16 protein-coding genes are annotated in these 18544 nt (G+C 71.8%); 7 read left to right on the top strand and 9 right to left on the bottom strand.

The genetic code is table 11. The annotated features are described in order from the left end of the window. The first annotated feature begins 155 nt into the window (after window positions 1–155). Entirely contained in the window at window positions 156–1616 is a 1461-nt protein-coding gene (locus ACTOQ1_RS03225; protein ID WP_440064281.1) for an amino acid permease, read from the top strand. A gap of 57 nt (window positions 1617–1673) precedes the next feature. Here ACTOQ1_RS03225 and ACTOQ1_RS03220 read toward each other — a convergent pair whose 3' ends face one another. Next, a complete protein-coding gene (locus tag ACTOQ1_RS03220; RefSeq protein WP_440064279.1) occupies window positions 1674–3776 on the bottom strand; it encodes a 3-hydroxyacyl-CoA dehydrogenase NAD-binding domain-containing protein in 2103 nt (700 codons plus the stop codon). Further along, window positions 3773–4972 (bottom strand): thiolase family protein, encoded by a 1200-nt coding sequence (locus tag ACTOQ1_RS03215; RefSeq protein ID WP_440064278.1) that lies wholly within the window; start codon window positions 4970–4972, stop codon window positions 3773–3775. Before ACTOQ1_RS03215 ends, ACTOQ1_RS03220 begins: the two co-directional genes overlap by 4 nt. A gap of 203 nt (window positions 4973–5175) precedes the next feature. Here ACTOQ1_RS03215 and ACTOQ1_RS03210 point away from each other — a divergent pair, with 203 nt between their 5' ends. Continuing rightward, a complete protein-coding gene (locus ACTOQ1_RS03210) occupies window positions 5176–6168 on the top strand; it encodes a LacI family DNA-binding transcriptional regulator (RefSeq protein WP_440064277.1) in 993 nt (330 codons plus the stop codon). A gap of 202 nt (window positions 6169–6370) precedes the next feature. Here ACTOQ1_RS03210 and ACTOQ1_RS03205 read toward each other — a convergent pair whose 3' ends face one another. From ACTOQ1_RS03205 to ACTOQ1_RS03190, 4 genes are all read right to left on the bottom strand, one after another. After that, on the bottom strand, window positions 6371–7117 hold the full coding sequence (locus ACTOQ1_RS03205) for a hypothetical protein (RefSeq protein ID WP_440064275.1): 747 nt from the start codon (window positions 7115–7117) through the stop codon (window positions 6371–6373). Between the two features lie 127 nt (window positions 7118–7244). Continuing rightward, on the bottom strand, window positions 7245–8090 hold the full coding sequence (locus ACTOQ1_RS03200; protein ID WP_440064273.1) for a sugar phosphate isomerase/epimerase family protein: 846 nt from the start codon (window positions 8088–8090) through the stop codon (window positions 7245–7247). After that, complete coding sequence (locus ACTOQ1_RS03195; protein WP_440064272.1) at window positions 8087–9226, bottom strand: dihydrodipicolinate synthase family protein; 1140 nt, start codon at window positions 9224–9226, stop codon at window positions 8087–8089. The genes ACTOQ1_RS03200 and ACTOQ1_RS03195 overlap by 4 nt, the downstream gene beginning before the upstream one ends. Continuing rightward, window positions 9226–10368 carry a Gfo/Idh/MocA family protein gene (locus ACTOQ1_RS03190; RefSeq protein ID WP_440064271.1) on the bottom strand — a complete coding sequence of 381 codons (1143 nt, stop codon included), beginning with the start codon at window positions 10366–10368 and terminating at the stop codon, window positions 9226–9228. The genes ACTOQ1_RS03195 and ACTOQ1_RS03190 overlap by 1 nt, the downstream gene beginning before the upstream one ends. Window positions 10369–10582: 214 nt before the next feature. On the opposite strand from ACTOQ1_RS03190, the gene ACTOQ1_RS03185 reads away from it, so the two are divergent. The 4 genes from ACTOQ1_RS03185 to ACTOQ1_RS03170 all read left to right on the top strand — a co-directional run bounded on the left by ACTOQ1_RS03185 (window position 10583) and on the right by ACTOQ1_RS03170 (window position 13653). Beyond that, window positions 10583–11149: a PadR family transcriptional regulator gene (locus ACTOQ1_RS03185; protein WP_440064269.1), complete on the top strand. Its 567-nt coding sequence runs from the start codon at window positions 10583–10585 to the stop codon at window positions 11147–11149. 188 nt (window positions 11150–11337) lie between these two features. Further along, complete coding sequence (locus ACTOQ1_RS03180; RefSeq protein ID WP_440064267.1) at window positions 11338–12057, top strand: VOC family protein; 720 nt, start codon at window positions 11338–11340, stop codon at window positions 12055–12057. Between the two features lie 265 nt (window positions 12058–12322). Further along, complete coding sequence (locus tag ACTOQ1_RS03175; RefSeq protein WP_440064265.1) at window positions 12323–12955, top strand: HNH endonuclease family protein; 633 nt, start codon at window positions 12323–12325, stop codon at window positions 12953–12955. A 212-nt stretch (window positions 12956–13167) separates the two neighbouring features. Continuing rightward, the gene (locus tag ACTOQ1_RS03170) at window positions 13168–13653 is read left to right on the top strand and encodes an ATP-binding protein (protein ID WP_440064263.1); all 486 of its coding nucleotides are present in this window, start codon (window positions 13168–13170) and stop codon (window positions 13651–13653) included. Between the two features lie 135 nt (window positions 13654–13788). Here ACTOQ1_RS03170 and ACTOQ1_RS03165 read toward each other — a convergent pair whose 3' ends face one another. Continuing rightward, on the bottom strand, window positions 13789–15015 hold the full coding sequence (locus ACTOQ1_RS03165; protein WP_440064262.1) for an HRDC domain-containing protein: 1227 nt from the start codon (window positions 15013–15015) through the stop codon (window positions 13789–13791). Beyond that, complete coding sequence (locus ACTOQ1_RS03160) at window positions 15012–15608, bottom strand: DUF3000 domain-containing protein (RefSeq protein WP_362681124.1); 597 nt, start codon at window positions 15606–15608, stop codon at window positions 15012–15014. Before ACTOQ1_RS03160 ends, ACTOQ1_RS03165 begins: the two co-directional genes overlap by 4 nt. Before the next feature lie 699 nt (window positions 15609–16307). Here ACTOQ1_RS03160 and hemE point away from each other — a divergent pair. Next, on the top strand, window positions 16308–17345 hold the full coding sequence (gene hemE, locus ACTOQ1_RS03155; RefSeq protein ID WP_440064261.1) for a uroporphyrinogen decarboxylase: 1038 nt from the start codon (window positions 16308–16310) through the stop codon (window positions 17343–17345). A gap of 104 nt (window positions 17346–17449) precedes the next feature. Here the strand turns inward: hemE and ACTOQ1_RS03150 are convergent, their stop codons facing one another. Further along, window positions 17450–18535: a DUF4349 domain-containing protein gene (locus tag ACTOQ1_RS03150; protein WP_440064260.1), complete on the bottom strand. Its 1086-nt coding sequence runs from the start codon at window positions 18533–18535 to the stop codon at window positions 17450–17452. Window positions 18536–18544: the final 9 nt, after the last annotated feature.

Raw genomic sequence — 18544 nt, 5'->3', positions numbered from 1 at the left:
AGGATCGCGGCCGTGGGCGGCGGGCGGCATCGGGGACCTCCCCCTAAACAACCCCGAGTTGACCGTTCCCTCAAACAACCCAGGAGTTCTCCGTTCGGCGGCCCGTCCGTTGGGCATGTGATCTGAAACACACTGCCGACGGTCGAGGAGGGGCCATGAGTGTCTTGCGCGTCAAGTCGGTGGAGCAGTCGATCTCGGATACCGAGGCACCGGAACACCGGCTGCGCAAGGACCTCAGCGCGCTGGACCTCACCGTCTTCGGCATCGGCGTCGTCATCGGCACCGGCATCTTCGTGCTCACCGGCCGGGTCGCCAGGGAGACGGCCGGACCCGCGGTCGCCCTGTCCTTCGTGGCCGCGGGCGTCGTCTGCGCGCTGGCGGCGCTCTGCTACGCCGAGTTCGCCTCCACCGTCCCGGCGGCCGGGTCCGCCTACACCTTCGCCTTCGCCACCCTCGGCGAGTTCCCCGCCTGGATCATCGGCTGGGACCTGATGCTGGAGATGATGCTCGGCGCCGCGGTCGTCGCGGTCGGCTGGTCGGGATACCTGACCTCGCTGCTGGCGTCCCTGGGCATGACGCTGCCCGGCGCGATCGCGGGGGAGGGGGCGGCGTTCAACCTGCCCGCCGCGCTGATCGTGCTGATCCTCACCGCCGTCCTGGTCGTCGGGATCAAGCTGTCGTCCCGGTTCAACCTGGTCATCGTCACGATCAAGCTCGCGGTCATCCTGCTGGTCATCGTCGCCGGGCTGTTCTTCGTCAGGGCCGCCAACTACTCCCCGTTCATCCCGCCGTCGAAGCCGACCCCCGCGGTGGAGGGGCTGTCCGCGCCGCTGATCCAGGTGCTGTTCGGGATCACCCCGGTCGCGTTCGGGGTGCTGGGCATCTTCAGCGCCGCGGCCATCGTGTTCTTCGCCTACATCGGCTTCGACGTGGTCGCCACCGCCGCCGAGGAGACGCGCAACCCGCAGCGGGACCTGCCCATCGGCATCCTGGCCTCGCTCGGCATCTGCACGGTGCTCTACGTCGCGGTCTCCCTGGTCGTCGTGGGCATGCAGCCCTACGGTCAGCTCAGCGAGGCGGCGCCGCTGGCCGACGCGTTCAAGGCGGTCGGCCAGACCTGGGCCGCGTCACTGATCAGCATCGGGGCCCTGGCCGGCCTGACGACGGTCGTGATGATCCTCATGATGGGCATGTCGCGGGTGATGTTCGCCATGTGCCGCGACAACCTGCTGCCGGGCGGGCTGGCCAAGGTGCACCCCAAGTACCGGACCCCGTACCTGATCACCATCATGATGGGCCTCGTCGTCGCGGCCCTGGCCGGGCTGGTGCCGCTGTCCACCATCGCCGAGCTGGTCAACATCGGCACGCTCTTCGCGTTCGTGGTGGTCTCGATCGCGGTGATCATCCTCCGCCGCACCCGCCCCGACCTGCCGCGTTCCTTTCGCACCCCGCTGGTGCCGCTGGTGCCGATCCTGTCGGTGCTCGCCTGCCTCTACCTGATGCTCAACCTCCCGGTGGAGACCTGGCTCAGGTTCGTGGCGTGGATGCTCCTCGGGGTCCTGATCTACTTCGGGTACGGCTACCGGCACAGCCGGCTGTCGGAACACTCCCGGTGACCGCCGTACGGCTCCCCCGCCGCGGGAGGGCGGGGGAGCCGTACGGGGGACGGATCGTCAGGCGGGGACCGAGGCCACGCCCGGCGGCAGGAAACGCGGCTCGGCGATGCCCGTCCGATCGAGGTAGGGGGTGACGCCGCCCAGGTGGAACGGCCAGCCCGCGCCGAGGATCATGCACAGGTCGATGTCCTGGGGGGCCGAGACCACGCCCTCCTGGAGCATGAGGCGGATCTCCTCGGCCAGCGCCCGCAGCGCCCGCAGCCGCACCTCCTCCGCCGTCGACGGGGAGGTGCCGCCGGTGAAGAGGGCCACCGCCTCGGGGTCCAGCGAGAAGTCCGGCGCGTAGACGCCCGGCTTGCCCGCCGCGACCAGCCGGGCGAGGTTCTCCGACACCCCGTAGCGGGCCGGGAAGGCCTCGTGCATCGTCTCGGCGACGTGCAGCGCCACGGCGGGGCCCACCAGCTGCATCAGCGCGAACGGGGTCATCGGCAGGCCGAGCCCGTCCAGCGCGTGGTCGGCGACCTCCAGCGGGGTGCCCTCGTCGACGGCGCCGATGACCTCGCCCATGAAGCGCGTCAGCAGGCGGTTGACCACGAACGCGGGCGCGTCCTTGACCAGCACCGACGACTTCTTCAGCGACCGCCCGACGGAGAAGGCCGTGGCGAGCGTCGCGTCGTCGGTCTCCGCCCCACGCACGATCTCCAGCAGCGGCATCACCGCGACCGGGTTGAAGAAGTGGAAGCCCACCACGCGCTCCGGGTGGCGCAGCCCCGAGGCCATCTCGGTCAGCGACAGCGAGGAGGTGTTCGTGGCCAGCACGCACTCGGCGGAGACGACCTCCTCCACCTCGGCGAACACCTTCCGCTTGACCTTCATGTCCTCGAACACGGCCTCGATGACGAAGTCGGCGTCGGCGAACGCGTCCTTGGTCAGCGAGCCGGTCACCAGGGCCTTGAGCCGGTTGGCCTGGTCGGCGGAGACGCGCCCCTTGCCGAGCAGCTTGTCCACCTCGGCGTGGACGTAGCCGACGCCCTTGTCCAGCCGGGCCTGGTCCAGGTCGGTCAGCACGACCGGGACCTCCAGGCGGCGGGCGAACAGCAGTGCCATCTGCGAGGCCATCAGGCCCGCGCCGACGACGCCGACCTTGGTCACCTTGCGGGCCAGCGCCTTGTCGGGGGCGCCCGCGGGCTTCTTGGCCCGCCGCTGGACCAGGTCGAAGGAGTACAGGCCGGCGCGGAGCTCGTCGCCCATGAGGAGGTCGGCCAGGGCCTGGTCCTCGGCGTCGAAGCCCTCGTCGCGCGAGGCGGTGCGGGCCAGCTCGACCAGCTCCAGCACCCGGTAGGGGGCCGGGGAGGCGCCGTGCAGCCTCATGTCGAGCAGGAAGCGCGCGTCGGCGACCGTCTTGGCCCAGTCGTCCCCGCTGTGGTCGGTACGGGAGACCGTCACGTCACCGCGCAGCACCTGGGCGGCCCAGCGCAGCGACTCCTCCAGGAAGTCGGCGGGCTCGAACATCGCGTCGGCGACACCGAGCGCGAACGCCTCCCTGCCCTTGATCATGCGGTTCTGCGAGAGCGGGTTCTCGACGATCAGCTTGACGGCCGCGGCCGGGCCGATCAGGCGGGGCAGCAGCTGGGTGCCGCCCCAGCCGGGGACCAGGCCGAGGAAGCACTCGGGCAGCGCCACGGCGGGCACCCCGGAGGAGATGGTCCGGTACGTGCAGTGCAGCGCGACCTCCAGGCCGCCGCCCATCGCCGCGCCGTTGACGAAGGCGAACGAGGGCACGTCCAGCTCGCCGAGGCGGCGGAACACGTCGTGCCCCAGCTTGCCGATCCGCAGCGCCTGCTCCCGCTCGGTGACCAGCGCGGCCCCCTTGAGGTCGGCGCCGACGGCGAAGACGAACGGCTTGCCGACGACGCCCACCGCCGCCAGGTCGCTTCGCCCGGCGACCGCGTCCAGGGCCTCGCCCAGCGAGGTCAGCCCGCCGGGGCCGAACGTCGACGGCTTGGTGTGGTCGAAACCGTTGTCCAGCGTGATCAGGGCCATGGTGCCCGCCCCGTACGGCAGCTCCACGTCGCGGACGGCCGCCCGGGTGACGACCTCGTCGGCGAAGAGCTCCGCGATGTCGGTGGTGCCCGCGCTGCCCGTCTTGGTGTCCGTCACTTCTCACCCTCCCAGCCGAGGTTCTCCCAGATGACCGTTCCGCCCATGCCCAGGCCCACGCACATCGTGGTCACGCCGTAGCGGACGTCGGGGTGCTCGCCGAACTCGCGGGCGAGCTGCGTCATCAGGCGCACCCCGGAGGAGGCCAGCGGGTGGCCGAAGGCGATGGCGCCGCCGTAGGGGTTGACCCGGGGGTCGTCGTCGGCGATGCCGAAGTGCTCAAGGAACGCCAGCACCTGCACGGCGAACGCCTCGTTGATCTCGAACAGCCCCATGTCGGAGATGGAGAGCCCGGCCAGGCGCAGCGCCCGCTCGGTGGACGGGATCGGCCCGACGCCCATCACCTCGGGGTCCACGCCCGCGAAGGCGTACGAGACCAGGCGCATCTTCGGCGCCAGGCCGAGCTCCTCCGCGACGTCGGCGGCGGCCACGACACAGCCGGTGGCGCCGTCGTTGATCCCGGAGGCGTTGCCCGCGGTGACCCGGCCGTGCGGGCGGAACGGGGTCTTCAGCCCGGCGAGGCCCTCCAGCGTGGTGCCCGGGCGGGGTGCCTCGTCGGCGGTGGCCAGCCCCCAGCCCTTCTCCGCGGACCTGATCGCCGTCGGGACCAGGTCCGGCTGGATCCTGCCGTCGGCGTACGCCTTGGCGACCTTCTCCTGGGAGGCGAGGGCGAAGGCGTCCGCGCGGTCCTTGGTGATGGAGGGGTAGCGGTCGTGGAGGTTCTCGGCGGTCATGCCCATGACGAGGGCGGAGCCGTCCACGAGCTGCTCGGCCAGGAAGCGGGGGTTGGGGTCGACGCCCTCGCCCATGGGGTGGCGGCCCATGTGCTCGACGCCGCCGGCGATGGCGACGTCGTAGGCGCCGAAGGCGATGCCGCCGGCGACCGAGGTCACCGCGGTCATCGCGCCCGCGCACATGCGGTCGATCGAGTAGCCGGGCACGGTCTTGGGCAGGCCGGCCAGGATCGCGGCGGAGCGGCCCAGGGTCAGGCCCTGGTCGCCGATCTGCGTGGTGGCCGCGATGGCCACCTCGTCGACGCGCTCGGGGGGCAGATTCGGGTTACGCCGGATCAGCTCGCGGATGACGCGGATCACCAGGTCGTCGGCGCGCGTCTCGGCGTACAGGCCCTTGGGGCCCGACCTGCCGAATGGTGTGCGCACACCGTCGACGAATACGACGTCACGAGACGAAGGCACGGGGTTCGCTCCTCGTTGCTGGATGGCTTCCCCACCATGCTACTCGTCAGTAACAACGCTTGGCGCGGCCGGGCGCGCGCGAGGTGGGTAAGTTGTCCCCAAGGGTGTGCGGGCTTACGGCCCCACCTCGCGGGCCGTGTCCCGGGATGCGGGGCGGGGGTAACTCTGGCAGACTTTGGAAAACGCTTTCCGGGAGGTTGTCGGTGGTCACGCTTGAGGATGTCGCCCGGCAGGCGGGCGTCTCGCTCGCCACGGCGTCGCGGGTGCTCAACGGCAGCACCCGGCAGGTGGGCGCCTCCCTGCGGGCCAAGGTGGAACTGGCCGCCGCCGAGCTGGGGTACCGCACCAACGTGGCCGCGCAGACCCTCGCCAGGGGGGCCAGCAACGTGATCGGCCTGGTCGTCCACGACCTCACCGACCCCTACTTCGCCGCGATCGCCGACGGGGCCATGCGGGTCGCCGAGAGCCAGGGGCTCATGGTCATGATCGGCACGACCCACCGCGACCCCCAGCGGGAGATCGCCTACGTCTCGACGCTCAACGCCCAGCGGGTCCGCGCCGTGCTGCTCGTCGGCTCCCGGGTCACCGACCAGGAGGCGACCCGGCGGCTCCGGACGGAACTCGACCACTACCGGGAGTCCGGGGGCCGGGTCGCCTGCGTGGGCCAGAACCTGCTCGGCGTCGACACGGTGGTGCCGGACAACCGCCTGGGCGCCGCCGAGCTGGCCCGAGCCCTCGCCGGGCTGGGGCACCGCAACTTCGCGATCCTCGCCGGGCCGGACTGGCTGATCGCGCCCAGGGACAGGGTGGAGGGGTTCACCGGCGCGCTGGAGGAGCTCGGCCTGCCCGCGCCGCGCGTCCTGAACGGCTCCTTCGACCGGGAGGGCGGCTACGCGGCGGCCACCCAGGTGTCGGGGGTCACGTGCGTCTTCGCCGTCAACGACGTGATGGCGGTGGGCGCCCTGGCCGCCTTCAGGGACCGGGGCATCCGGGTTCCCGAGGACGTCTCCGTGGCGGGCTTCGACGACATCTTCACCCTGCGCGACCTGGTTCCCTCGCTGTCCACCGTACGGCTGCCGCTCGCCGCCATGGGCGGCCGCGCGCTGGAGCTGGCCCTCGACCCTTCCGAGGAGTCCAGGGCCGAGATCGTGACCGGCGAGGTGATCCTCCGGGAGAGCACCCGCGGCCTGGGGTGACCACCTCCGTCCAGGGAAGCCGGTCCGCCGCCCGTCACGGCGAGCCGGATCCGGCGGCCCGGCCGCCACGGGGTCGTCATGAGAGGCCGGAGGCGGTGAGGCCGGCACGACGATCGGCCCGGACACCTTCCGGGGTGTCCGGGCCGATCGTGTCGTAGGGGAGGGTGGGGACAGGGAAGAGAGGGGAGTGGCGGGGAGGGGGTCAGCGCATGCCGGGAACGGGGTTTCCCTGCTCGTTGACCGGCGGGACGATGATCTGCCCGCGCAGCCAGCGGATCGTCCTGATGACCCCGTCGCCGTAGCCGGGGGAGTGCTGGCGGCCCCGGCCGAGCTGGCGGGAGACGTCCTCGGCCGCGCTCTCCTCCATGCCGAGGTTGAGGCCGGTCGGCCCGTGGATGGGGCGGGGCGTGTTACGGACCGGGGACTTCCTGCGCGTGCCGAGGACCCACTCGCACACGGCGATGGTGCCCGCGCACCATTCCTTCTCCCACTCGCCCGACGCGTTGGGCCGGCCCTCGGCGGCCAGCTGGGCGATCCTGGCGATCTCGGCCTCGGTGCGCAGGATCACGCCGCGCCCGCCGACCAGGTGTCCCCAGCCCTCCGAGGATCGGCGGCCGGGGATGGGCAGCCCGTCCTTGGCGCCGATCAACCAGTTCAGGGTGCTGATGACCCCGTCGGCCGGCACGACCCGGCCCTCGCGCGGAACCCGCTCGGCGGCGTCGATCTCGGCGCGCGCGTCGGCGAGGGTGGGCTGGGAGCCGTTGGTGGGGCGGCCGCTGATCGGCGCCTGCTCCCGCTTGCCCAGGGCCCAGAGGATCGCCTCTCCCTGGCCGGAGGGGGCCGAGTCGGGGTTGGCCGCCTCCCACTCCCTGATCGCTTCCAGTACGGCCATCACATGTTCCGGCGGCCGCTGTACGGCGGGGCTGGCTTCGCTTTCTGCGGTCGTCATACCCCTACCGTACGAGTACCTGCCATGTCACTCCAACGTGAAGCGGTAATCCGGGCCCTGCCAACGCGTTTTCCCGCGTGTTGGAACGGTCCCCCGCCCCCGGAACGCCGTGGCGGGGGACCGCGTGTCAACCGCCGACGAACTCGGCGAAGGCGGCCTTCACCCTGGCCAGGATCCCGTCGGGGTCGGCGGCCCACACGTCCGCGTTGAAGATCTCCACTTCGACGTCCCCCGTGTAGCCCGCCTCGGCCACCGCCCGGGTCATCGGCGCGAAGTCGATCACCCCGTCGCCCATCACCCCCCGGCCGAGCAGCACGTCGGCGGGCAGCGGCGACAGGAAGTCGCACACCTGGTAGCTCGCGATCCGGCCCGACGCCCTCGCGATCTCCTCCAGCACCCGCGGGTCCCACCACACGTGGAAGGTGTCGACGACGACGCCCACCTGCTCGGCGGGGTGCGCCTCGGCCAGGTCGAGCGCCTGGCCGAGTGTGGACAGCACGGCCCGGTCGGCGCAGTACATCGGGTGCAGCGGTTCGAGGGCGAGCCGCACCCCGCGCTCGCCCGCGTACGGGGCCAGCACGGCCAGCGCCTCGGCGACCCGCTCCCGCGCGGCGGGCAGGTCGCGGGAGATCGTGCCCAGCGGCTCGCCGGGCACCACGCCGGGCAGGCCGCCGACCACCATGACCAGGCAGGCGGCGCCCAGCGCCGCGGCCTCGTCGATCGCCCTGCGGTTGTCGTCCAGGGCCTCGGGCCCGCCGGAGGTGAGGAACCCGCCCCGGCACAGCGACGACACCCGCAGCCCGGCGTCCGCGACGAGCTTGACGGTCTGCTCCAGACCCTGCGCGGCGACGTCCTGCCGCCACAGGCCGATGGCCTCGACGCCGTGCCGCACGCACCCGTCGACGGCCTCGGCCACCGACCACCGCTTCGTGGTCCACTGGTTCAGCGAGAACCGGCTCGTGCGCGCTCTCACCGGCCGTTCACCGCCAGCAGGGAGCGCATCCGGGAGACCGCCAGCTCGGGGTCGGCCAGCAGTCCGGCCCCGTCGGCCAGGCGGAACACCTCGGCCAGGTGGGGCAGGGAACGGGCCGCCTGGGCGCCGTTGACCATGGCGAAGGCGTCCTGGTGGCCGTTGAGCCACGCCAGGAAGACGATGCCCGTCTTGTAGTTGTACGTCGGGGCCTCGAAGATCTTCCGTGAGAGCGGGACCGTGGGCTCCATGATCTCGTCGTACCGTCCGAGGTCGCCCGCGTCGAGCGCCTCCAGGGCCGCCGCGGCCGCGGGGGCGATCGCGTCGAAGATGCCCAGCAGGGCGTGGCTGCCCGACTTGATGAGCGAGGGGTAGTTGAAGTCGTCGCCGGTGTAGAGCCGCACGCCCTCGGGCAGCGCCGCGCGCAGCCCGATCTCGTGCTCGGCGTCCAGCAGCGAGACCTTGACCCCGTCCACCTTCGCCGCGTGGTCGCGGATCAGGGACAGGAACGACGCGGTGGCCTCGGGCACGTCCCGCGAGCCCCAGTAGCCCGCCAGGTTCGGGTCGAACATCTCGCCCAGCCAGTGCAGGATCACCGGCCGGTCGACCCGGGAGAACAGCTCGCCGTAGACCCGGTGGTAGTCCTCCGGGCCCCGCGCGATCGCGGCCAGCTGACGGCTCGCCATCACGATGACCCCGGCGCCCGCGTCCCGCACGGTCTCGATCTGCTCGGTGTAGGCCGCCACGACCTCGTCCAGGGTCCGGGCGTGCGGGGCCTGGTCGGTGCCCGCGCCGCAGGCCACCAGCTCCGCCGGGTCGCCGAAGGCCTTCGCCTCGGTGGCGCTGCGCCGGATCAGCTCGCGGGTGGCCGCCCAGTCGAGACCCATGTTGCGCTGCGCGGTGTCCATGGCGTCGGCGACCCGCAGCCCGTACGACCACAGGTGGTGCCGGAAGCGCAGGGTGGCGTCCCAGTCGACGGCGGCCGGGGAGCCGGGGGTGTTGTCGCCGAGCGGGTCGGCGACCACGTGGGCGGCGGCGTAGACGACGCGGCTCGCCGCCGGGCCCTCGGGCCTGGTCCAGGTGACCGGCTCGCGCAGGGTGTGCTCCCCGCCGGGCAGCGCGATCCTCAGGGCGGTCATCAGGGCTCCACCGGCAGGCGGCGGCCCTCGGCGGAGGAGCGCAGGCCCAGCTCGGCGAGGCGGACGCCGCGCGCGCCCGAGGCGAAGTCGTAGGGGAAGGGCGCGTCCTCGGCCACGTGGCGGACGAACAGCTCCCACTGGATCTTGAAGCCGTTGTCGAACTCCGCGTTGTCGGGCACCTCCTGCCAGCCGTCCCTGAAGCGGGCGGTGGCGGGCAGGTCGGGGTTCCAGACAGGCTTGGGGGTGGTGGCGCGGTGCTGGATCCGGCAGTTGCGCAGGCCCGCGACGGCGCTGCCGTGCGTGCCGTCCACCTGGAACTCCACCAGCTCGTCGCGGTTCACCCTGACGCTCCAGGAGGAGTTGATCTGCGCGATGGTACCGCCCTCCAGCTCGAACACCCCGTAGGCGGCGTCGTCGGCGGTGGCCCGGTAGCTCTCGCCCCGCTCGTCCACCCGCTCGGGGATGTGGGTGACGGCCTGGGCGTAGACCGAGGTGACCCGGCCGAACAGGTTCTCCAGCACGTACGCCCAGTGCGGGAACATGTCGAGGACGATGCCGCCGCCGTCCTCGGTGCGGTAGTTCCACGACGGGCGCTGCGCGTCCTGCCAGTCGCCCTCGAACACCCAGTAGCCGAACTCGCCGCGCACCGACAGGATCCGGCCGAAGAAGCCGCCGTCGATCAGGCGCTTGAGTTTGAGCAGGCCCGGCAGGAAGAGCTTGTCCTGCACGACGCCGTTCTTCACACCCCTCGCGGTCGCGGCCTCGGCCAGCGCCAGCGCGTCCCCGTACGTCTCGGCGGTCGGCTTCTCCGCGTAGACGTGCTTGCCCGCCTCGATCGCCGCGAGCACGGCCTTCACCCGGGCCTGGGTGACCTGGGCGTCGAAGTAGATCAGGTTGGCGTCGTCCGCGAGGGCGGTGTCGAGGTCGGTGGTCCAGTCCGCGATGCCGTGCTCGCCCGCCAGCCTCTCCAGTTTCTCCGCGCTCCGGCCCACCAGCACCGGCCTGAGCAGAACCCTCCCGCCGTCCGACAGCGTCACGCCGCCCTGCTCGTTGATCGCCAGGACCGATCGGACCAGGTGCTGGCGGTAACCCATGCGGCCCGTGACACCGTTCATCACGACGCCGATGCTTTGCGGGGACATCTTTTCTCCGACCTCCGATTGGAAAGCGCTTTCCTTTCCACGGTACGGCAGCCGTCCCGCCTGCTGCAAGCGCCGAGGGAAAGGAGGGGTGAGCTGGAGGGCGTCCGCGGGGGCGGCGGACGGGCCGCGCCGGCGGCCGGTCCGAGGGTGGCGTGCGCTCCTCGCCCTCCCGGCGGCGCGGGACCGGTAAACTCCGGTCACCGATCGTTCGAAGATGGGGGCTGGGGTGTCGGCCATCCGGCTGCTGGTGCTCGGGGCCGTCCGCGAACGCGGCCGGGCGCACGGTTACCAGGTGCGTAGCGACCTGGAGAGCTGGGGCGCGCACGAGTGGTCCACGGCCAAGCCCGGCTCGATCTACCACGCGCTCAGGCAGATGGCCAAGCAGGGGCTGCTGCGCGCCCACGAGATGGCGCCGAGCGCCGCGGGCGGACCGCCGCGCGTGGAGTACGAGCTCACCGACGCGGGTGACGCGGAGTTCCTGGACATGTTGCGCAAGGCCCTGGCCAGGCACGACCAGAAGATCGACGAGCTGACGGCCGGGGTGGGCTTCCTCACCTGCCTGCCCAGGGAAGAGGTGGTCGCGCTGCTGAAGGAGCGGCTGGCGGCACTCGACGGCTGGCGGGCGGAGGTCGCCCGCCACTGGACGCCCGACGACGCCGACTCCCGGGACGGGGAGCCGATCGCCGAGATCATGCGACTCTGGACGCACTTCTCCGGCAGCGGCGCCGAGTGGACCCGCGGGCTGATCGAACGCCTGGAAAGAGGCGCGCACACCTCCTGAGGGAGGCCGCGTCGCGCCGTCGGCCCCCCGAGGCCACCAGCCCGCCCCTGGCGCGGCCGGCCACGGATCCTCGTTCGCCGGGGTTCCCGCGCGGATACACGACGATTCGGAGAACGCCGTCGTTCATTTGCCGATACCCTCGAATCCGGCAGTAGTAAAATTTGACTAGTGTTCATCCGGAGAGTGACATGGCCAACGAGACGACCGTGCCGGCACTGCCCTGCCGATCGATCGACGAGATCGAGGAGTTCTACACCGCGCTGGGTTTCACCAGGACCTATCACCAGGTTCGCCCGAACCCGTACCTCGCCCTACGGCGGGAGGACATCCATCTGCACTTCTTCACCATCCCGGGCTTCGACCCGGAAGACTCCTACGGCACCTGCATCATCACCGTCCCCGATACCGGAGCTCTCTTCAGCGCCTTCGCCGAGGGCATGCGATCCACGTACGGCAAGCTCCTGATCTCCGGGATCCCCCGGATGACCAGGCCCAGGAAACGGAAGAACGCCGACGACCTCGCCGGGTTCACGATCGTCGACCCGGGAGGGAACTGGATCCGAATCTTCCCCTCTTCCAAGGACGCGATTCAGGAGGAACCCCCGACCGGCAGACTCGCCACGGCACTGCAGAACGCCGTCGTCATGGGCGACTCCCGCGGCGATCACCGGCAGGCCGCCAAGATTCTCGACGGCGCGCTGGCACGAGCCGGGGACGCGCCGAACGCGGACCTCGTCGAAGCGCTCGTCTACCGCGCGGAGACGGCCCTGGCGCTCTCCGACCGCGAGCGGGCGGGCGAGCTGCTGGCCCGCGTCCGCGCGATCCCCCTGGACGCCGCGGAGCGGGAACGGCTGGCCGACTCGCTGGCCGGCGCCGACGACATCGAGGCGATCCTGTCGGCCGGTTGAGCCTCGCGAGGATTCCGGCGTTCACCAGATCTTCATGCCGCGTTGGCGGGGAAAGGGGAGGGCCGCGCCTTTCCGTGCGCCGTGTCGTCGCAGATCAAACGCATCCGATCATGGACCGAGGCAGTATCCGACCAAGCGCGCCCTGACTCGTCGTCAAACCATGACATTTCAGCATTTGTCATGAGTTGAGACGTTCCGTCTGTCGTCCTCTCGCCGTGCCCAGACCCCCCGACTGGCCGAGGTGGAGCGACAGAAGGGGCCACTCGTGAAACGAGTCGTCACCGGGCTTTCCGCTGCCCTCACGGCAATTCTCCTCACCGTCTCCCTGACGACGGGGACGGCGTCGGCGACCCCGCCGAACATCCCCTCGGCGTCCACCGCCGCCAGCAGGCTGGCGACGCTCACCGTCGCCCCGGAGACCAACCAGTCCTCCTACGACCGGTCGCTGTTCAACCACTGGATCACCATCAGCGGCGCCTGCAACACCCGCGAGACGGTGCTCAAGAGGGACGGTACGGGAGTGGTCGTCAACTCCAGCTGCGTGCCCACCTCCGGCAGGTGGTACTCCCCGTTCGACGGCGCCACCTGGACCGCCGCGAGCGACGTCGACATCGACCACATGGTGCCGCTCGCCGAGGCGTGGCGCTCGGGCGCCTACGCCTGGACCAGCGCGCAGCGCCAGGCCTACGCCAACGACCTGGGCGGTCCCGAGCTGTGGGCGGTCACCGACAACGTCAACCAGGCCAAGGGCGACCAGGACCCCTCGACGTGGCAGCCGCCGCTGGGAGGCTTCGACTGCACCTACGCCAGGGCGTGGATCCAGGTGAAGTACTACTGGAAGCTGACGCTGCAGAGCTCGGAGAAAAGCGCCCTGCAGGGCATGCTCGCGACCTGCTGAGCGTCTCGTCCCCCTGGCCAGGGGGACGAGACGCCCGCCGTCGTCCCCGCGGGGCGAATGTCCCGGGTTCTTCGCCGGTCGCGTGAAAAGCGCGCGGAAGCGCGTACCCGCGCGTGTCGAGCCGGACACGAAGGGTAGTCGTCCTTTGAAGGATTCCCGCGAGGGCGGATGTGACGACGGCGATTCGTGCGACCAGGTGGAGGGCTTCGGGCATGGAGACGGGAAAGCTCGCGGAGGTATTTCTGGACAGCGCCTACGAATCGGTCGGGCGGGCGCGCCGCGAGACGCGCGAGGCCCTCGGCCCGGACCACGTCCTGCTGCCGGACGTGGTCCAGGTGGTCTCGGAACTGCTGGCGAACGCCGTGGAGCACGCCGACCGCGGGCTGGTGGGCGACCTGATCGGCCTGACGCTGAGCGCCACCCTCGACTCCGTCCACGTCGAGGTCTCCGATCCCGGCTCCGCCTCCCGCGCCCCGTACATCCCGCGGGACCTGCCTCCCGGTGCCGGGCGCGGGCGCGGCCTGCTCATCGTCGACCGGCTCTCCGGCGGGCGCTGGGGGACCCGCGAGCACGGCCCGGGGCTGGGCCGGACGGTGTGGTGCGCCGTTCCCTACGTGCGGCCGGAGCCGCTCGCGGCGGAGGAGGACGAGGCGGAGCGGTTCTCGTCGTGGACCCTCTCGGCGGCCTGCCGGAACTGAGCCGGAGCGTTCCCACAGGCCCGGGAGCAAGGCTGGGGAGCCAGGTCGGGGAGCCGGACGGGGAAGCCGGGCCGGAGCGGGCCAGGCCCGCCCGGGTCCCGGAAATAGTGATCTACTTTGTAAAGGGCGGGGGTCTCACGCCTGTCCCTTGATCTCCAGGCGGAGTAGCGCCTTGGCGATCGGATGGGCGGTCAGCCCGATCTGCCACTCGCGGGCGCCCAGCTCGCGCAGCCGGGCGATCACGGCCTCGTCGTCGATGACCGGGGGAGGCTCCCAGGTCAGCCGGCGTACCGCGTCGGGCTGGATCAGGTTCTCCGCGGGCATGTGGTGCTCGTCGGCGAGCGCGGCCACCACGGCCCTGGCGGCGGCCAGCCGGCGGGCGGCCACCGGGTCGCGGTCCATCCACCGGTTGGCCGGCGGCGGTCCGTCGCCTGGGGTGCTGGGCTGCGGCAGCTCCGCCTCGGGCAGCGAGCGGGCGGTGCCGATCGCGGCCAGCCAGTCGCGCAGGTGCCGCCGGGCGCTGCGGCCGGTGAACGGGGGGATGTCGGTGAGCGCCTTGGTGGTGCGGGGCAGCTCCAGCGCGGCCGTGACGATCGCCGAGTCGGGCAGGACCCGCCCGGGGGCGACGTCGGACTCGCGGGCGAGCCCGTCGCGCAGCGTCCACAGCTCCCGTACCACCGCCAGCCCGCGCAGCGAGCGGACCTTGTGGATCCCCGAGGTGCGCCGCCACGGGTCGGAGCGCGGGGCGGGGGCCTTGTGCGCGAGCACGGCGGCGAACTCCTCACGGGCCCACGCCAGCTTGCCGCTGGAGACCAGTTCCTCGTGCAGGACGTCGCGGAGCTCGATCAGCACCTCGACGTCGAGCGCGGCGTAGCGCAGCCAGTCCTCCGGCAGCGGGCGGGTGGACCAGTCCGCTGCCGAGTGGCCCTTCTCCAGCCTGAATCCGAGGACGTTCTCCACCATGAGGCCGAGCCCGACCCGCTCGTAGCCGAGCAACCGGCCGGCCAGCTCGGTGTCGAACAGCTCGCGCGGGTGGAAGCCCACCTCGGCCAGGCACGGCAGGTCCTGGGAGGCGGCGTGCAGCACGATCTCCGCGTCGGCCAGCGCCGCGTCGAGCCCCGACAGGTCGGGGCAGCGGATGGGGTCGATCAGGGCGCTGCCCGCGCCGGCCCGGCGCAGCTGGACCAGGTAGGCGCGGCCGCTGTAGCGGTAGCCGGAGGCGCGTTCGGCGTCGACGGCGACGGGGCCGGTGCCCTCGGCGAAGGCGCGCACCACGCGTGCGAGAGCGGCCGGGTCCTCGATGACGGGTGGGATTCCCTCGCGAGGTTCCAGCAGCGGGACTACGGTCGTCTCATCGGTCACGTTCTGAAGGGCTCCGGATCTTCGCGACGGCGCGGCGGCAGCGCCGCCACGTCGGGTGGCAGGGGTGGTATGCCCGCGGCAAGGCACATCAGGTCGCACCAGGCGGCGACATGGCCGGAGAGGTCCTCCTGCAGCGGCGACCAGGACGCGCGCAGCTCCAGCTCGGTGGTCACCGGGTCCTCGGCCTTGTTGCCGAAGCCCTCGGAGACCGCCCGGGTGACGGTGCCTCCGGCGGCTGCGTAGCCGGCGTCGTGCGCGTCGAGCGACTCGGTGAGCCAGCTCCACGCTACGGGGCCGAGCAGCGGGTCCTCGGTGATCTCCGGCTCCATGTCGGCCCGCACATAGGCGACGAGCCGGAACTGGCCGTCCCAGCCGCGCTGGCCGTCGGGGTCGAAGAGCACGATGAGGCGGCCGACGGCGAGCTCGTCGTCGTCGCGGTACACCGACGCGCCGATCGCGGCCGAGTAGGGGGCCAGGCGCTGCGGGGCCGGGATGTCCTCCAGCTCGATCTCCGGCCTGACCTCCGCGGGGCGCATGCTCGCCACCGCGCGCCTGAAGGCGGCGGGAGCGGGCGGCGCGTCACCGACGGTCATATCGGAAGCGTAGGTCGAAACTGAGCGCATGGGGACCACTGGGGTGTGTGTAGGAGCCATTGGAGCCGATCAAGCCGCTGCCGGCGGCCTGCGGAGGGCGGGGACGACCCCGCCGATGGGAACTCCCGGAAGGAGCGCGCGACCGCGCGTGGCGCCGGCCCGTGCGGCGCGGGGCCGTTCCGGGCGCCCGCCTCGGCCGTGGTCGCCGGAGTGGGGTCGTGGTCGGGGAACCCGTCCGCGGGCGCAGGAGGCACGGTGCTCACCGCGATGTTCGGGTGAACTCCACATGGTGGACATCGCACGGGCCTTTCGTCGGGTCGTGGTCCGACGTTGGCACGTCGCGCCGACATTTCCGCGCAGCGTGCTCGGCGTGTCCCCAAAGTGGTGCGGGAATCGATGCCGCGCGGTGAGTTGGCGAACATTTGGACCAGCCGGGGGCCGGGCCAGGATCGCCGATGGGAGGAACTGTACCCGGAAACATGATCGCTTCGCTCCGCGCGACGGCACTTGTCGCGTACCAACATCGGATTTCAGTGGACGAAGCTCTCAAAACCGGTAAGACGCGATCATTGTCATCACTTGGCCGTGCCTGGGTGGTGTGAGGTGGGATCTCATTGAATGGTCGGTGATTTCGTATCGGTCTCACCGGTCGGCGGCCTTGGTGAGCCGACCGGTCCCCCGACATGGCACCCTGGTGGGGTGACTTCCGAGCCCGCCGACTCCGCTTTCCTGCGCGCCTGCCGCCGCCGGCCCGTCTCCCACACCCCGGTGTGGTTCATGCGCCAGGCAGGGCGCTCGCTGCCCGAGTACCGGGCGCTCCGCGAGGGGGTGCCGATGCTCACGGCCTGCGCCACCCCCGAGCTGGTCGTGGAGATCACGATGCAGCCGGTCCGCCGCTACGGCGTGGACGCGGCCATCCTCTTCAGCGACATCGTCGTGCCGCTCAAGGCGATCGGCGTCGACCTCGACATCAAGCCCGGCGTCGGGCCGGTGGTGGCCACGCCGATCAGGGACGCCGAGGCGGCCAGGGCGCTGCGCCCGATCGAGCCGGACGACGTCTCCTACGTCACCGAGGCCGTCCAGGCGCTGACGAAGGAACTGGGCGCGACCCCCCTGATCGGTTTCGCGGGAGCGCCGTTCACGCTGGCGTCGTACCTCATCGAGGGCGGCCCCTCCAAGAACCACGACCACACCAAGGCCATGATGTACGGCGAGCCGGAGCTGTGGCACGCCCTCATGGACAGGCTGACCGAGATCACCCTGGGCTTCCTGCGCGTGCAGCTCGCCGCCGGGGCCTCCGCCGTCCAGCTGTTCGACTCCTGGGTGGGGGCGGTCTCGCCCGACGACTACCGCGAGTTCGTCCTCCCCTACACCAGCCGGATCTTCGCGGGCCTGGCCGGTCTGGACGTCCCGCGCATCCACTTCGGCGTCGGCACCGGCGAGCTGCTCGGCCTGCTCGGCGAGGCGGGGGCCGACGTCGTGGGCGTCGACTGGCGGGTCCCGCTCGACGAGGCCGCCCCGCGGGTCGGTCCCGGCAAGGCGCTGCAGGGCAACCTGGACCCGGCGATCCTGCTCGCCCCGTGGGAGGTCGTGGAGCGTCGCGCGGGCGACATCCTCGCCCGCGCGTCCAAGATCGAGGGTCACGTGTTCAACCTGGGGCACGGAGTGCTGCCCGGCACCGATCCCGACCAGCTGGCCCGTCTCACCGACTTCGTCCACGAGGCCTCGGCCCGCTGACCGTCCCGCTCATCGAGGACCACTCACCGAGAATCGCTCGCCGGGACCGCTCACCGAGAACCGCTCGCCGGGGTTCGTCTCCCGGCCCCGTTCCCCGGAGGCGTTCACCCGGGGGTGTCGTTCCTTCGCGGGCTCATGGGGACGGGCCCCTCGTCGTCGTCCTTCACCCTGTCGTCGCCGTCGTCGCCGTCGTCGACCTCCCTGTCCTCGACCGGCGCGGGGTCCGGGTCCGCCGGCGCGGGAGCGAGCGGCCTGTCGCCCCGCCCGCCGCGGCGCAGGCGCAGCAGGAAGGCCAGCACCAGCCAGACCAGGCCGATCAGGACCAGCCAGGGGAGCAGCACGCCCAGCAGCGTCAGGCCGATCTTGACGGCGGCGACGAAGGCGCTCCACCCCGTTTCCAGGCCGCCGAAGAAGCCGGACGGCTCGTCGTCCTCCTCCTGGACCACCGCCGCAGGGCCGACCAGGTTCAGCGTCAGCGTCGCCATGCTCGTCTGCGAGGCGAGGGTCCTCTGCCTGGCCTGCAGTGACTCCAGCTCGCTCTCGCGGTTGGAGACCTCCCGCTCCACGTCGAGCACCTCGCCGATGGTGTTGGCCCGCTTCAGCAGCGTGCGCAGCGAGTCGAGCGCGGCCTTGGCCGACTTCAGCCGGCTCTCCACGTCGGCCACCTGCTCGGTGACGTCCTTGGTGTTCTGCTGCAGCGACTCACGCGTGCCCAGGTCCTTGCCCAGGCGGTCGAGCGTTCCCGGGTAGTTCCCCGGGGGGATCTTGAAGACCAGCGTCGCGGAGCCCTCGCCGTCGGAGTGGGCGTCCGACCTCTCCCTGGCCAGGTAGCCGCCCGCGGTGGTGACGATCTGCCGGGCGCGGTCCGCCGCGGCGGTGACGTCCTTGGCCCTCACCGTCATCTCCGCGGTGTAGACGATCGCCCGGTCCTCCGGGAGCACCTTCACCTGGGCGGTGTTCTGGGAGTCGGACGGGGACGCCGGGGACACCGGGGACGCCGAGGACGCTACGTCCTTGCTCGCGGCCTCCCTGGCGGCCGACTCCCCCTCGGGAGCCCGCATGTCGGAGTCGGCGGCGGGTGCCGCGGCGCCGGATGTGCTTTGTAACTCGCCGCCACCGCAGGCGGACACCAACAGCGCCAGGCCCACCAGGGGGGCCGCCAGGCGCGGGCCGTACCGGAATCTGCTCATGAACATCAT

Origin of the sequence: Streptosporangium sp. OZ121, assembly GCF_051918885.1 — a bacterium.
In the GTDB taxonomy this organism is placed as follows: domain Bacteria; phylum Actinomycetota; class Actinomycetes; order Streptosporangiales; family Streptosporangiaceae; genus Streptosporangium.
The sequence above is the reverse complement of the archived record's forward strand: the minus strand, read 5'-3'. Positions and strand labels throughout refer to the sequence as shown.

What these genes read in the sequence shown, in the direction of transcription:
- ACTOQ1_RS03225 (WP_440064281.1), top strand. Translation starts at nt 156, where the DNA reads ATGAGTGTCTTGCGCGTCAAGTCGGTGGAGCAGTCGATCTCGGATACC.
- ACTOQ1_RS03205 (WP_440064275.1), bottom strand. Translation starts at nt 7,117, where the DNA reads ATGACGACCGCAGAAAGCGAAGCCAGCCCCGCCGTACAGCGGCCGCCG.
- ACTOQ1_RS03195 (WP_440064272.1), bottom strand. Translation starts at nt 9,226, where the DNA reads ATGACCGCCCTGAGGATCGCGCTGCCCGGCGGGGAGCACACCCTGCGC.
- ACTOQ1_RS03190 (WP_440064271.1), bottom strand. Translation starts at nt 10,368, where the DNA reads ATGTCCCCGCAAAGCATCGGCGTCGTGATGAACGGTGTCACGGGCCGC.
- ACTOQ1_RS03185 (WP_440064269.1), top strand. Translation starts at nt 10,583, where the DNA reads ATGGGGGCTGGGGTGTCGGCCATCCGGCTGCTGGTGCTCGGGGCCGTC.
- ACTOQ1_RS03180 (WP_440064267.1), top strand. Translation starts at nt 11,338, where the DNA reads ATGGCCAACGAGACGACCGTGCCGGCACTGCCCTGCCGATCGATCGAC.
- ACTOQ1_RS03170 (WP_440064263.1), top strand. Translation starts at nt 13,168, where the DNA reads ATGGAGACGGGAAAGCTCGCGGAGGTATTTCTGGACAGCGCCTACGAA.
- ACTOQ1_RS03160 (WP_362681124.1), bottom strand. Translation starts at nt 15,608, where the DNA reads ATGACCGTCGGTGACGCGCCGCCCGCTCCCGCCGCCTTCAGGCGCGCG.
- ACTOQ1_RS03150 (WP_440064260.1), bottom strand. Translation starts at nt 18,535, where the DNA reads ATGAGCAGATTCCGGTACGGCCCGCGCCTGGCGGCCCCCCTGGTGGGC.